The sequence below is a fragment of the Pedobacter sp. AC379 genome, assembly GCF_979258145.1.
In genome coordinates this window covers 2,008,815-2,023,831 of record NZ_OZ409839.1, presented here as the reverse complement: position 1 = coordinate 2,023,831, position 15,017 = coordinate 2,008,815, and the positions used below count along the sequence as shown (strand labels likewise).

13 protein-coding genes are annotated in these 15,017 nt (G+C 38.4%); 4 read left to right on the top strand and 9 right to left on the bottom strand.

Annotation, left to right across the window (positions count from 1 at the left end; all coding sequences use genetic code 11):
• From ACZZZW_RS08925 to ACZZZW_RS08915, 3 genes are all read right to left on the bottom strand, one after another.
• Positions 1-1,326, bottom strand: coding sequence for a paraquat-inducible protein A (locus ACZZZW_RS08925; RefSeq protein ID WP_463492996.1), 1,326 nt, complete (start codon positions 1,324-1,326; stop codon positions 1-3).
• Between the two features lie 272 nt (positions 1,327-1,598).
• Positions 1,599-2,999, bottom strand: a complete 1,401-nt coding sequence (locus ACZZZW_RS08920; RefSeq protein WP_463492995.1) for a sulfatase-like hydrolase/transferase — start codon at positions 2,997-2,999, stop codon at positions 1,599-1,601.
• Positions 3,000-3,117: 118 nt separating this feature from the next.
• On the bottom strand, positions 3,118-4,320 hold the full coding sequence (locus ACZZZW_RS08915) for a sensor histidine kinase (RefSeq protein WP_463492994.1): 1,203 nt from the start codon (positions 4,318-4,320) through the stop codon (positions 3,118-3,120).
• 192 nt (positions 4,321-4,512) lie between these two features.
• Between ACZZZW_RS08915 and ACZZZW_RS08910 the strand changes: the two genes are divergently transcribed.
• Positions 4,513-4,899, top strand: coding sequence for a DoxX family protein (locus tag ACZZZW_RS08910; protein ID WP_463492993.1), 387 nt, complete (start codon positions 4,513-4,515; stop codon positions 4,897-4,899).
• 149 nt (positions 4,900-5,048) lie between these two features.
• Here ACZZZW_RS08910 and gap read toward each other — a convergent pair whose 3' ends face one another.
• From gap to ACZZZW_RS08880, 6 genes are all read right to left on the bottom strand, one after another.
• A complete protein-coding gene (gene gap, locus ACZZZW_RS08905) occupies positions 5,049-6,077 on the bottom strand; it encodes a type I glyceraldehyde-3-phosphate dehydrogenase (RefSeq protein ID WP_463492992.1) in 1,029 nt (342 codons plus the stop codon).
• A gap of 138 nt (positions 6,078-6,215) precedes the next feature.
• Positions 6,216-7,295 (bottom strand): MraY family glycosyltransferase, encoded by a 1,080-nt coding sequence (locus ACZZZW_RS08900; RefSeq protein ID WP_463492991.1) that lies wholly within the window; start codon positions 7,293-7,295, stop codon positions 6,216-6,218.
• Positions 7,296-7,437: 142 nt separating this feature from the next.
• Positions 7,438-8,178: a glycosyltransferase family 2 protein gene (locus ACZZZW_RS08895; protein ID WP_463492990.1), complete on the bottom strand. Its 741-nt coding sequence runs from the start codon at positions 8,176-8,178 to the stop codon at positions 7,438-7,440.
• A 639-nt stretch (positions 8,179-8,817) separates the two neighbouring features.
• On the bottom strand, positions 8,818-9,387 hold the full coding sequence (locus ACZZZW_RS08890; protein ID WP_463492989.1) for a hypothetical protein: 570 nt from the start codon (positions 9,385-9,387) through the stop codon (positions 8,818-8,820).
• 365 nt (positions 9,388-9,752) lie between these two features.
• Entirely contained in the window at positions 9,753-10,181 is a 429-nt protein-coding gene (locus ACZZZW_RS08885) for a hypothetical protein (RefSeq protein ID WP_463492988.1), read from the bottom strand.
• 229 nt (positions 10,182-10,410) lie between these two features.
• On the bottom strand, positions 10,411-10,758 hold the full coding sequence (locus tag ACZZZW_RS08880) for a hypothetical protein (protein ID WP_463492987.1): 348 nt from the start codon (positions 10,756-10,758) through the stop codon (positions 10,411-10,413).
• Positions 10,759-11,070: 312 nt separating this feature from the next.
• On the opposite strand from ACZZZW_RS08880, the gene ACZZZW_RS08875 reads away from it, so the two are divergent.
• From ACZZZW_RS08875 to ACZZZW_RS08865, 3 genes are all read left to right on the top strand, one after another.
• A complete protein-coding gene (locus ACZZZW_RS08875; protein WP_463492986.1) occupies positions 11,071-11,901 on the top strand; it encodes a polysaccharide biosynthesis/export family protein in 831 nt (276 codons plus the stop codon).
• Positions 11,901-14,300, top strand: a complete 2,400-nt coding sequence (locus tag ACZZZW_RS08870; RefSeq protein ID WP_463492985.1) for a GumC family protein — start codon at positions 11,901-11,903, stop codon at positions 14,298-14,300. Before ACZZZW_RS08875 ends, ACZZZW_RS08870 begins: the two co-directional genes overlap by 1 nt.
• A gap of 140 nt (positions 14,301-14,440) precedes the next feature.
• Positions 14,441-14,944: a UpxY family transcription antiterminator gene (locus ACZZZW_RS08865; protein ID WP_055915286.1), complete on the top strand. Its 504-nt coding sequence runs from the start codon at positions 14,441-14,443 to the stop codon at positions 14,942-14,944.
• Positions 14,945-15,017 lie beyond the last annotated feature (73 nt).

Sequence of the window (15,017 nt, the reverse complement as noted above, 5' to 3'; positions counted from 1 at the left end):
TTAATGGGCATCATGTGGGGTAATAAACTTCAATATCGTAGAGAGAATGAGGCCATATAGCACAAAACTGATGAAGATAATGTAACCGGGTTGCAGGGCAGTATTGTTGGTGGTGAGGATGGTTAACGAGTCGTTTTTGATGTTGAGTGCCTGCAATTGCCCTTCCAACAGGCCGTTTAAACCAATATAGGCCATTAAAATTGCAATAACAATTACATCGGCCATGCTCCACTTGCCAGATTGGAACGCGAAATACTTAATGATTTTGTTTTCTGCAAGACGTTTGCCGCCCAAAAGGTGCACACCTGTAGAACTTAACTTTACAACGGGAAATAGAATGCTGAAAACCAATATCAATACGCCTACCAGAATCGAATCAATCCCGGGCTGACCGATGAGTACCCTTACTACATCCATAATACTTTTGCTTTGAAAAAACAGCACCTGATCTTTAAACATAACATGCTCGCCAAGGAGTACAAAATCCAGCGAACGGATTCTGGCATCAACCTCAATCATTGATGCGGTTAGGCCTACCCCTAAAAGGATAAATGCAAACAGCAGCGACATTACAAAAAGCGTAGTATGGAGGTCTCTTCTTTTGCGCAAGCCCCACCAAAAACCTAACACGAGCACCACACAAGCCAGCATGCAAAAAGAATAGCGGTATGTTTTGGTACGGATATCGGAAAGGATCTGAACCAGTTTTTCATTTAGTTCATCGGTTGTTGATACCTTATATTTGCCATACATGGCCTTTACTGAAACTTCGTTTGCAACGAACGCGCTGTCGAGTTTTTCTTCCTTGGCCAGCTGATTAAATTCGCCCATCGCCATTTTGCTCAACTGCTTTTTGTTTTTGGGGTTATCTACTTCTGCAATGATTTTTTTGGCAAAACCTGGCACCTGCGCACGGATACTATCGGAGTTTACAAAATTACGGATTGCAAATTTCTGTATCTTTCCGCTGATTGTTTTCTTGGGTTTATTTACCAGCGCCTCCGCCTTATCGATCAGGGCAAGCAATACCTGTTGCACCTCTGATTGCAATACCTTTTTTTGCTTTTTGGTCATTTTCAGATTCCCGACCTGATGGTGCACAATCCGGGAAACATTATCTTTCCACCGGTGTACAGAAAACAGTCCGTAAGTGATGTTATTGATATCGGAATAATCTTCTTTAATGCGTTCCTGCTGGTCAGAAAGTTCATGCAACCTCCACCCAAAGTATCCTTCTGTACAAAGAAGCACAGCCAAGGAGAGAATTAATAGCAATTTTGGAAGAAAAGACTTCCTTTGTTTGATTTGTGTTTCTTGTGTTTCCAAGCCAGTTCTGTTTACACGTTGAGTTCTTTTCTATCCTGCCATCAACTGAGAAAAACCTACAAAGAAAGGTTCAGCAATAGTAAAATCTGGTCAGGTATTGGCTGATAAAACCAACAAAACAGCAAAAGGTTTGGATCAGCAATCAAAATCTCCGGCTTGCCGGTTGATTTGCCCTTTATTATTTGCTCGCCTACACCAAAAAAAGCATGCTTAGTATAAACTTATTTTGCAATCATAGCGGTTTTGACCAGAAATTCATATCATTTTTTCCTCTATGGATTAGGGGAAGCTAGTTTCGGAAGGGATTCCCACCAGTTGAGCAACTTTTCTTTTAACTCACTTGTAATCTTTGCCTGGCCCAGGGCAAGGTTGGTGGTTTCTTTTTTATCTTTAAGAATATTGTACAGTTGGATATCAGTTCCGTTGCTATTCATTAATAATTTCCATTCTCCAGAGCGTAGGGCAAGGTTCGGACTTTTATCTACCGGTTTTGGATATTTAAAGGCGATATCGTTGCGTCCATACTCCCAGAACATTTCTTTTCCTCTTGCTGAGGGTTTCCCTAAAAGCACCCCGCTTCTGTCCACTCCATCTCCATTGTAACTTGCAGGTAAGGAAACGCCGGCCATTTTAGCGAGTGAAGGCAAAAGATCGAGTGAATTTACGGCTGAGCTCTCATCTGTTTTACCTTGAGCGATATGACCTGGCCAACTGATGATGAATGGCATTCTGGTACCACCTTCATAAAGTGAGAGCTTTGATCCCCTCAGGCCTTGTGCCCTGCTGCCTTTAAAACTGGGCAACGGACCGTTATCACTGGTAAAAATCACGATGGTATTCTGATCTTCTCCGATCTGCTTTAGGCCATCTAAAAGCCTGCCGATCTGCTTATCGTATTCTTTGAGCACCAACTTAAAGGCAGCCTCTTCCTGAGGGTTCATCGGATACTGACCTGTGTATTCGGTTTCTTTTCTCGGTACCCAGGGGGTATGCACATCATCGGGCCAAAGGTTGATGAAACAGGGCTGATCTTTATGCTTCAAAAGGAAATCGAGGGTTTTATCTACAAAATACTTGGTGCGGTCCCAGCGTTTGATACTGTCTTTATCAGACCAGATCCAATCTGTTGCGGTAAGCGCGGGATCAGGATTGGGGCTTTCGTAGGTACTGGCATGGGCATCAAAACCATATTGCTCAAAACCTGGTGCATTTTTTACGTCTCTGCCACCGCCCATATGCCATTTGCCGAAGTGCCCTGTTGCGTAACCTGCATTTTTAAAAAATCTGGCTATTGTTGGGGCTTTAGGATCGAGAAAATCGGCTTGTTCAGCCTCTCTGTTGTGTTTTTTGTTATCCAGATAGGTTGTAAAATTCCACCTTCCTGGATACATGCCTGTAATCATTCCAACTCTCGATGGCGAACAGATAGGTGCTGCGCTATAATATTGGGTTAGTTTGAGTCCGTTTTTTGCAAGGCGGTTTATATTTGGTGTTGGAACAAACTTACCTCCAAATGCTTCAACATCACTAAAGCCCATGTCATCTGTAAGGATTACAATAATATTAGGCGTGCTGGATTTCCCGGCATTCTTTTTATGCTGACAAAAGCAGGTTGAGGCTGTTGCTACAAGCATGATGGTTAATGCCATTATAGGTATAATGAATTTCTTCATGGTCGATAATTGTTTTTCGGCAAATGTTACGGTGGTTAAATTTAGCGAACAGGATATAGACCACAAAATCTATAGTATTTATGTTACTATAAATCTGGCATTGAGAATAAAATCGAGATTATTTTTTAAGCGTTAGCAAAAATGCTGTGCCTTCGCCTGGGGTTGAAGTTAGCGAAATGTTTCCCTGTAATGCAGTGATGAGATCTTTTACAGTAGAAAGCCCTATACCTGTTCCTTTTTTCTCATACCGGTCGGCAAGCTCGAGTGTAAAATTGTTATCAAATATTTTGTGGTGGTACTCCTGGGCAATACCGATTCCATTATCTTCTACGATAAGCTGATAACAATCCTGATGTTCACTGAGGATCACCTTTACCCAGCCATTTGCTTTATCGTTGTAACGGACGGCATTACTGATCAGGTTTAGGAGTATTTGCTCCAGTGCAATGCTGGAATAGTGAATCTCTTCGAGCTGGGAATGAAACTCTATAGCAAAATTTTCTGGTGCGCTAAGTAATATATGTATTCTTTCGAAAAGTGCTTTAAGCCTGATTTTCTGTTTCTTTGCAATGAGCTGCGAGGGTGATCTGGAATAATCTAGCATTTCATCTACCAACGATAGCAGGGCATTTGCTGATGATATATTTACTTCGATTAATTTAAGTGAACGCTGATCTTCATTTTTTTCCATCCCTCTTTTCAACAGCTGCGAGGTGAGCAGCATATTGGTTAAAGGATTTTTAATGTCGTGCGCTGCCATCGATGCAAATTTTTGAATAAGCAAGTTGGAATTTGTTAATTCCTGGTTAGCTGCCTGAAGTTTGGTAATTGTTCGCTTAAGTTCGATTTTATCCACCACCTGCCGGCCGAGTGATTTTAAGGCTGCAACCTGTTCAGCTGTTAATTTATGCTGTTTTTGATCGAGTACGCAAATTGTACCCAGGGCATAACCTTCTTCATTTATAAGTGGTACGCCTGCATAATATACCAGCTTTGTTGGCCCTGTTACCATTGGGTTTTCAGCAAAACGTTCATCAAGCCGGGCGTCTTCAACAATCATAATCTCCTCTCCCGAGCCTATTGCATGGGTGCAGAAAGAAAGTTCGCGGAGGTTTTCGGTAATGGCTGTTCCAATGTGGGATTTAAACCATTGCCGCTTTTCATCAATAAAAGTGATCAGCGAAATCGGGATGCCGAATATGGCTGAGGCAATTGTTGCAATTTCATCAAATTCTTTTTCCTCACCGCTATCCATAAGCTGATATCCTGCAAGGGATGCCAGTCTTTCTTTCTCATTTTTGGGATAGGGATATTGGAGCATTATCAACAAAGGTAATCTTTTATTGCAAAAAAAAATCAGTATCCTCTTACAGGTTTTAAGAAGTTTGTATTAGGAGTGATACAAGGGAAGGTTCTATGTTATAGTAAAAAAAATGAGCGCTAATAAGGGGGTATCCAAAACAGATCAGCACTGTAATATGTTGAAGAGGGAGATTATTATTAGTTTTTAAGTATGAGAGAAGAAAATATAAAAACAGTTGCCAGACTTTTATTGGGTGCAGGTTTGATAACCGCCGGAATTGGGCATTTAACTTTTGCGCGTAAAGCTTTCCAGGCACAGGTACCGGATTGGGTTCCGTTAAAAAAAGATGATACCGTTGTTTATTCTGGTTTGGTAGAAATTGCATTGGGTACCGCACTTGTACTGGCACCGAAAAAGCATGAACAAACCATCGGAAAAATTGCTGCAGGATTATTTGTTGGGGTATTTCCTGGTAATGTTTCACAATTTACCCATAAAAGAAGCGCTTTCGGACTCAATACCGAAAAAAAAAGGCTTATGCGCTTATTTTTTCAACCAGTTTTGGTGTATTGGGCATTAAAGTCGACAAACAATTAAAATCTTTCTTTAATTGCTTAACTATACTATAACTACGCTTTATCTACGCTTGTGCTATGCTTCAGTTATACTAAATCAATACTTTTGATTAGGGTTGAATACGGATAATGATATAGCAAATGATAACCCTTAGTAGGGTGGCTTTAATACTATAATCCAGAAAAATTCAACAATTTATCATTTTTTACTGCTGTAAGTTGCTCTATTTTTTTTACTACATCAATTAAGCGGCTGCTGTACCCAAACTCATTGTCGTACCAGCCAACTACTTTAACCAGATCGCCAACAATTGAAGTTAACAAAGAATCGAAGATACATGAATGTGGATTATCAATAATATCTACAGAAACGATAGGATCTTCTGTGTACTCGATCAGATTTTTCAATTCGTTTTCTGCCGCATATTTAAAGGCGGCGTTAATTTCTTCGATGGTGGTTTTTTTCTTTAGCAAACAGGTAAAATCTGTTAATGATCCGTTTAATACCGGAACTCTGATACCTGCTCCACCTAAGCGCCCATCTAATTCGGGGAAAATATGTGTAATGGCCTTTGCTGCTCCTGTTGTGGTTGGAATAATGGATGAAGAGGCTGCCCTTGCCCTACGCAGGTCTTTATGGTTGGCGTCGTGCAGGTTCTGATCGCCCGTCATCGAGTGGATTGTTGTGATATATCCTTCTTCCACTCCCCAATTATCGTTCAGAATTTTGATCATTGGCGCAATGTTGTTGGTGGTGCAACTGGCATTTGATAGTATCTGGCTTTTCAGATCAATCTGATCATCGTTAACGCCCAGTACCACCATAGGTATATCATCAGCCGCAGGGGCAGATATGAGCACTTGTTTTGCGCCCGCGGTAATGTGTTTTTGTGCTGCTTCGCTGGTTAGGTTTTTGCCCGTACAATCAATTACGACATCAACCCTTAAGGCCGACCAGGGCAATTCATCAGCTGCTTTGATTGAAAAAACCGGGATGGAGAGTTCATCAATAACAAGCGAATCGGGTTTGGCAGAAACTTTTCCGGCAAAAACGCCATGCACCGTATCGTATTTAAATAAATGAGCCATCGTTTTTGCATCTGCCAGATCGTTAACCGCTACTACTTCGAATCCCTCAGCCAATGCCAAGCGTAAAAATGTTCTTCCTATTCTACCAAAACCATTTATTGCCAGCCTCATTACATATAAAATTTGAGCGCAAAATTAGTATTTATTTATGAAAGGGAAGAGATGAATCTATAAGATGGAAATGGGATGATTAAAATGAAAAAACCAGCCTGATTTACCAAACCAAAAGCTAATTTTGAAATGCGAAGTTTATCCTTTTTTCTTTTTTAGCAACGATAGGGTTACTAAACTGTTAAAGAGGATGCAAATGCCAATAATCATCAGGATTAGCACAAAATTACCAAGTTTTTGCAGTGTAAGTGTTGCCGCAACAATAAGGATGTTGAAACCGAACGTGCAGAGCACAATCCAGTTGGGTTTTATACCCAGATTTTCTAAACGGTGATGGATGTGGTTACGGTCGCCTTTAAATGGAGACCTGCCTCTGAGGATTCTGATGGTAAATACCCTTAATGAATCGAAGATGGGTACAATGAGTAGGGCTACTGCTATTGCGGGGGCTGAGTAGAAAGCTGGATCATTATTGCCTGTAAATTTATTAAGCTCGATAAACTTAATGGCCAATGCGGCAGAAATGAGGCCGATAATTAACGCTCCGGTATCGCCCATAAATATTTTAGCGGGAAACCAGTTGTATTTTAAAAATCCGCCAATTGCGCCTGCAAGTGCGAAACCGATAAATGAATAGGGTATCTGTCCCATCAGCAGGAATAAAATACCGAAAGCAAAGCTGGAAAAAATCCCTATTCCAGCCGCCAAACCATCTATGCCATCGATCAGGTTAAATGCATTATTAATGAAAATGATGAGCGCGATTGAAAATAGTCCGCCCCAAAGCGGCATCATATCCCAAATACCCAATACACCATATAGGCTGGTTAGCCTAAACGCCCCAAAAACGACCAGTATAAAAGCGACCACAATCTGTAAAATAAATTTGGTGCTGGTATTGGTGCCATATACATCGTCTTTTAAGCCTAGTGCTGAAAGTATAATGCATGATGCAATAAGAAAATTGGCTTCTTTAAAATTAATAACTGCTGAAAAAAGTAAAATGCTTACGGTAAAGCTTCCTACAATGGCCAGTCCGCCCAAACGGGAAATGTTGCGTTTGTGGGTTTTACGGTAAAGATCGTTTTTATCAAAAAGGCGGTATTTAAGCGAGGTATAGATAATGCTCGGAACACTTATAATCACAATGGAAAAAGCCAATATAAAAATGGCAATACAGAAATAGCCAGAATAAGTATTCAGTATCGGTTCAAACAAAATTTCGGGGACTTGTGAGCAAATATAACTATTGTAATGATAATAAAACAGGCCTAAAAAATCTTTAACATGATTTAAATCAAAAGGAGCATTGTTTTAAAATATTGAAATCAGGCGACAGGTGCAAAAGATGATTTTTGTACTAAAGCTGACTCAGCTTACTAAACTTTTTTTTAAGCACAACTAATAATGGATTGGGTACTTTATTTCTTTTTAAGGCTTTATAATCATCGATAAATGCAGCTATTCTGTTGCTTACTGATCGATTGCTGACTCCACCGGTACGCATGGAAACCATTAAAAGCGGCAAATGTAGTGCTTTAATTTTATGTTGGTAAAAGTAGCGCAAAATGAGGTCGTAATCTGCTGTTGTACGAAGATCTAAGGCGTAATTACCATAATTTTTAAACAACTCTTTTTTTAAGTACAAGGTGGGGTGTGCGGGCATCCACCCTTCTTTTATATGCTGATGGCTAGCTTGTTTTGATCTCCATTTTCTAATGATTTGATTGGTATGCGGATGAACATAATTCAGGTCTCCATATATACCTTCAATGTTCGGATTTTCGATAAAGGCCCTGGCAACTACGCTCAAAATTTCAGGGCTGGCCAATTTATCATCTGCATTTAAGATTCCAACGATATCTCCTGTTGCTTGTTCAATACCTTTATTAATGGCATCGTATAAACCTTTATCTTTCTCTGAAACAAAATAATCTATGTGTGCAATGTTGTTTTGAATAATGTTTACTGTGCCATCTGTAGATGCTCCATCTATCACCAAATATTCCAGATCGGGATAAGTTTGTGCTTTTACTGAATCAAAACAATCCTGCAAGAATGTTTCGCCATTATATACAACCGTGATGAGTGAAATTTTCATATTTACCAAAGGGACAATCTGACTTTATTGTGTAAAGCAAACTTGGGTAAATATAGCAATACAATTAGTAGGTGTAAAGTAAATTGGAAGGGTGCTAAAATTTATTTCTTCTCCTTATGATGAATATGCCAAAAATACCAGCGGCAGTGGCGAGGGGCCATGAGTAATCGTCGAGGTTGCATTCTATCATGGTATAAATAGCGCGCTGACCATTGTAAACTGGGCCGCCAAGGCATACCAATGCAAGTGCGTTTATACTTCCAAAACATACACTGCATGAAACTGTTGAAGAAGCTGTCCATGAACAGTAATTTATGGAAAGTGGTGTGGATGAGGAAGAAGAATACAATCTAGCACCTAACAAACTAGTATAGCTTGTGTATACCCTGTTGTCGGAAAGTAAGCAACCATCAACTGATCCTTGAGAAAATGAATCAATTGAAATCAAAATCATCAATATAAAAAAGTAAAAGCCCCTCATGCACCATTAAATTGATACACGAAGTTACTTTAGTTAAAAACTAAAAAGGCCGTTCGTTTTGTTCAAAAAAATTGGGCGTTTATAAATTAAGGTGCAATTTCTACCTATAATATAATACACACACCAAAACTATAAGGAATATTTTTTTTATTATGACGTTAATAAAGACTGCTTGCTCTTTTTCGAATAAACAAAAAACTACAGGCTCCTATTGGAAATAATAACAATGAAAGATAATCATCAATAGGTAGATTATTAAGCTGCGCTGAACATGGATAATTTGGATCGGCATCAGCATAATATGCGGGATCGTTATACCTATAATCGATCTCAGTTCCTTCATTACCATTGCCGCTCGTAAAGTTTGCGGTATAAGAAGATGAAGTTGCGCACCTTGTATTGGAGGTTGCTGTAATTTCATTTGCTGCGTTATAGGATACGTTGGAGTTTGTAGCAGATACATACCTGGTGCCTGCTGGGTACACATTTATATATCCGCATCTATAGCCGCTGTATCCGTTACCTGTAATTATCGGTACTAATGGACTAGATCTGTAAAGCCGAACACTTTGGGTAATATCTCCATTGTAAGTGGCCGTGCCTAAAAATTGTGTTGCTACATTACTGCCTAGATTACAGCCCCGCCCGGTAACTTGACTAAATGATGGTGATATAAACGAGAAAAATAAAACTGCTGACGAGACAGTTAAAGAGAGATATTTCGACATTATTGTTTGGTACTAATGGGTGCACATACGTAACTCCCATGAATGGAGATGTTCTGCGGCAATCTTTTTTTTTATGATAATAGACAACTAAATCCTGAAGCAGCGACAGTACAAAACCGAACACAAACCCCAAATAATCGTAAGATTAATATTACAAAAGTAAGTAAAAAAGAAAAAAATAATAAATGAACGAAATGAATATGAGGGAGATATGACATATCGCCTACATCATAAAAATTATAAAAAAATACGCTGAAATGCAATAAAACCCAGAAAAGCGGGTAGAGGCAATGAACAGTGGCAAGCAAAACGCTTGACAATTGTCATCGAGAAATTATCTAAATGAAAGTTATTAAGGATGATTTTTAGGATAGTGGACTTACTAAAACAGATCTTCTAATAATAAATATCCCAGAAAATGCGCTTAGAAGTACTAATACAAGTATATTATTATCAATTGGGCATAGTATCATTGTAAATGTACCTGAATAGCCTGTAATGATTGGCATTGGGGTACTATCTGTAGCGGAAACCCAACATTTACCGTAGTTTGTTCCGGTTGAGGTAATAACAGTACCCGTACAAACTTGGCATGTTGGCCCAGTTGTTGGTGTCCAGTAGCAATAACCAGGTGATAAAAAAGTATTTCCTGTATTGTTTGCATAAACTCCATTATAAGGACCACTAGTATGTACACTATTAGAACCTGCGGTATAGCAACCTGTAACCTGAGCATTTAATAATTTAGAAAAAAAGAGGCAAAATATAGATAGAATAGTTAGCTTTTTAATCATAAATTGAAACGGTTGGGACGACTACCGCGGTACAATGATAATAATAAGCCAAACGTGATTGGTAATAAATATATTTAATCATACAAAAAAAACGCTTTATGCACTATTTATGAGTATAATATCTATTCATCTTTAAAGGGATATACAATGTAAAATTTAAAGATTTTGTTTAAAAAGGAAATTTTAAACGAGATATCTCTACCCAAATTTGAATATATCGGTAATTTACCTACACAATCCGGAAACGCTTATTATTTTGCAGATAAAAAAATGTAATCGCTCCCAAAATAATGCATAAGGGATTAACCAAATCATCTAAAGGACATTCTGTAATAAACAGTTTTTCAGTGTACTCAAAGCCAAAGCAGCCGAATGGCGTTGGCACGCCAAAGCAGTTTTTTCTGGTGGTTCCAGTGTCTTTATATTTACATTTCATATCTGTTTGACAACTGTTGGGCACCAGGTTTCCAAAAACATCATACAAGCAGTTTCCATCCGAACTTGCTGCCCATTGAGCAGAAGCAAACGATGAAAAAATTAGGATGAAGAATACAATGGCACAGAGCTGCTTTTTCATTAGATAGTAATAAAAACTAATACTCTGCGAATACCGTATTATAACTACGACAAAACAATTAATCTTGATAATTCGCAAGCGCATTATTTTTTTTAACAATACAAATCATACACCTGTTATCGATTTGATTATCAGCTACATCTTAAGAAAAATACAGGGGCATTAATATTCTATTCATAATCAATGTATTATAGCGGGACAGGTCTCTTATGGTGATAAGATAACAGATTATGCTTTTTTTTTAGCCAATAGAAAACGTATTTTTGTAGCAGATATGTGGAAGTTTAATCGCATAAACGTATCTTTAAAATTATGTCCCAAAAGAAATACTTACCTCTGCTACTGCTATGCGTTGTTATTTTAAGTTCAATCTTATCGAGTTGTTCTGTACGCAAGCAACATAGCTTATTCAATGCGCCAACAGATATTGTTACAGATACGATTAAGCAGGTTTATGTGGTAAATGATCAAGGGCTTAGTGATATTTATTATAAAATTAAGGTTAATGATCAACTGGCCATCCGGAATGTGCAGAATCCGGAATTTGGAGCAACAAATGGTAATGGCGCAGGGGTTTCAGGCTCAGCAAACGCCAACAGTAATCAAAGTGGCTCCGCTCAGAATGTATTGGCTTATGCGGTAGAGCCCGATGGTATGGTTAATTTACCAGCGGTGGGCAGAGTAGAAGTTGTCGGCTTGACTAGAAGGGAAGCAGCCATCAAAATACAGAATATTTATAAAAGTAAATTGCTCAAAGATCCTATAATTGAGTTGACTGTAGTCAATTTAAAGGTTACTTTATTGGGCGAATTTGGCAAACAAGGAAATTTTTACCTCGAAAAGGACAATACGGATCTTATTGAAATAATAGGAGAAGCTGGTGGGATTACCAAAACGGCAGACCCAAAAAGTTTAAAAATTATTAGGGGCGACCGCAGCCATCCCGAAATTATCTATGTTAATTTAAACGATATCAATAGCCTGGCTAGTAAGAAACTGGTACTTCAAAATAACGATATTATTGTTATCCAGCAAACCAAAGGGCAAGCCTTAAGCGAACGTTTACAAAGCTATAATAACATTGTACAGCCTCTATTGGTGGTGATTAACCTTGCAACATTAATTTTCGCGCTAACACGTTAATGGAAAAAGAACAGAATTTAGAAGCAAAGGCCGTTAGCCAGCAGATTGATTTTTATAAAATATTCCGTGTTTTTTGGAGTAGATGGTATTGGATTGCCGGCTGTATAGCTATTGCTCTGGTTATTGCTAAAATTAAGGTATTGTATACTATTCCGGTATATCAAACCTATGCTTCATTAAAATTACAAGATAGCAACCCGAGCGTAAGCACCAATAACCAGATGCCTACGCAGGTTTATAACTATACGGATAAAATTCAGGCAGAAAGTTTTGTCATCAGGAGTAACGAAGTAATGTTAAATGCCATTGCTAATCTTGATTATAAAATCTCTTATTACCTTAAAGGAAGAATCAGGACGACAGAACTTTACCCAAATATTCCTTTTCAGATCGAGATCATTAAACAGGATTCAGTCAATTTTAGTAAAGGATTATACCTTGTTGAGGCTTTAGATAAAAATACCTTTAAAATTGGTGACCCAAATAATCAAAAGGCTAAATTAACTCCGCATAAATACGGAGAAGTATTAAACTTAGGGAATATGCAGTTCCGGATCCGGTCGGAAATTCCAAACGGAAATTACAGCTTTAAATTTAATACCAAAGAGGATTTTGTGGGCAGGGCAATGAGCGTAAATGTGGCAGAAGCAGCTCGTTTTACCAATGTAATGAGTTTAAGTTTAACGGATGGTAACCCAGTATTTGCTGCAGATATGCTAAATGCCATTATGAAGGAATATGTTCGTTACGACTTGATTCAACGCCAGCGTTCTGCAAAGCAAACGGTTGAATTTATCGACAGTCAGCTGGGTTTTATTAATACTGAAGCAGGAAAATCAGGAAGTACGCTTGCAAATTACAAAACGCAGAACAAGATTGTGGATTTGGGTACTGCCACTTCAATGACTGTAAGTAAACTTGCCGATTTCGAAAAACAAAAAACCGAACTTAACATTAAACTCCTTGGTATAAAACAATTGGAAGACCAGGTTAACAATAACAGGACTAAAATAGAAATTGGCCTTGACTTAGAGGGAGAAGTTAATGCTGGCTTAGGTGCCTTGTTATTGCAACTCAATACGCTTTTGGCTAACCGTGAAATTAAGCTAAGCCAATTTACTTCAGATTCGCAACCGGTTAAACAAATTGAACAACAGATTTCGAATATAAAATCAGGAATCAGAAATAACATCCGGCTGATGCGGGAAGGCAATGAGCAAACGCTTCGTTACATTGACAGCCAAATTTCAGGAGTAAACCAAAGCATTAGTACTATACCTTTAAAAGAACAAAACTTTGTTAAATTGAGCACTAATTTTGAAGTGAATAATAAGGTCCGTTCCTACTTATCAGAAAAGAAACTAGAAGCTGAAATGAATGCCGCCGCTACTGTTGCAGGTGCTGCCATTGTTAATCTAGCCTACCCTTCTTATAATTCTATCGCATCAGATTCAAATAAGGCTTATACATTCGCTATCTTATTGGGTACGGGGGTGGGAATGGGTTTGATTTTATTGGTACGCTTTTTAAATCCATACATCTACGATAAGGAAACTGTTGAAGGCTTAACAAACACCCCAATAATTGGGGTGATCAGAAAATTTCCTGAATTTATAGATCAAGATAATCGGCAAGCATTGTCTATTGCCAAGCCCAAATCAGTTTTTGCCGAATCTGTCCGTTCTGTAAGGACTAACCTAAGCTTTTTGGCCAGTCATAAACAAAGCAAAATTATTTGCATTACCTCAGAAATTTCTGGAGAGGGAAAATCTTTCGTTACGATTAATCTTGCCGGAACATTGGCATTAATAGAAAAGAGGGTGATTTTGATTGCTGCTGATTTACGCAGATCCAGATTACATAAGGTTTTTGATGTTGATAACAAAAAAGGATTAAGCTCGGTACTCTCGGGTCAGCATCAACTCGAAGATGTATTGATCCATGATGATGTGCATCAGATTGATTTCATTCCTTCTGGACCAGTTCCGCCTAATCCTTCCGAATTATTACACAGTGCCCTGATGCAGGATTTGCTTCATAAACTAGAAAAGGAATATGATTACGTTTTGGTTGATACGGCACCTGTTGGTTTGGTATCGGATGCTATCCCGCTGATCCGCCAATCTGATGTGAATTTATTTGTGATCCGTTCAGGAGTATCTCAACAGCGTGCAGCCAATATTCCAGAAAGATTATCAAGGGAATATGCGCTTACTAATCTGGCCATTATCTTAAATGCTTTTGGCGATGATGCACTTTATTCGAATTATTATACTACCGATTACAGTCGTGGGGGTGGAAACGGCACTTACTATTATTCTGATTACTCTGGTTATTCTGGCTCTGGCTATTACGATGATGAAGAGCGAAAATGGTGGATGTTTTGGAAAAGGAAATAAGATCAATTGGTTTAACAATGCGGTTCATTGATCAATAGTTCGTGGTTAATTGGTGTGGATAAGGTTAATTGATATCTATCAATAAGAGTGGTATAATTTAAATGTTGAGGTGAGCAAGGATTTTATAAAGATTAAGCTTAATGATTGATCAAAATTACAGGTGGTATCCGGTTTATACGCGTTCGAGAGCAGAAAAAAAGGCATTTGATGAATTAACCAGAAAAGGCATTCCAGCTTATTTACCGCTTAAAAAAACGGTTAAACAGTGGAGCGACCGTAAAAAAATAGTTGAGGAGGCCTTAATTAAATCCTACCTGTTTGTGTATATTTCTGCAAAAGAATATGCTGAAGTTTTGATGACCAACGGCATTGCCAGGTTCATTTATTTCTCCAGCCAAATCGCATATATACCCGAACAACAAATTAACGACCTTAAACTTTTGCTTGCGACTGATGCAGATCTTGAGGTTTTTGAATATGACATTAAACCTGGTGAACGGGTGCTTATTAAAGCAGGTCCGTTTAAAGGAATTATGGCCGAACTGGTATCAATACAAAATAAACAACGTATCATTTTACGTTTACAAAATATGGGTTACGCTATTGAGATTAATACATCTGTTGCGTTTGTGGAACCAGTTTGAAGCTTAGGAGAAGTAAGATGTGAGCAAGTGCGCCGTTTAGTGAACTGCATGCGAACAGAAAAAAGCTAAACAA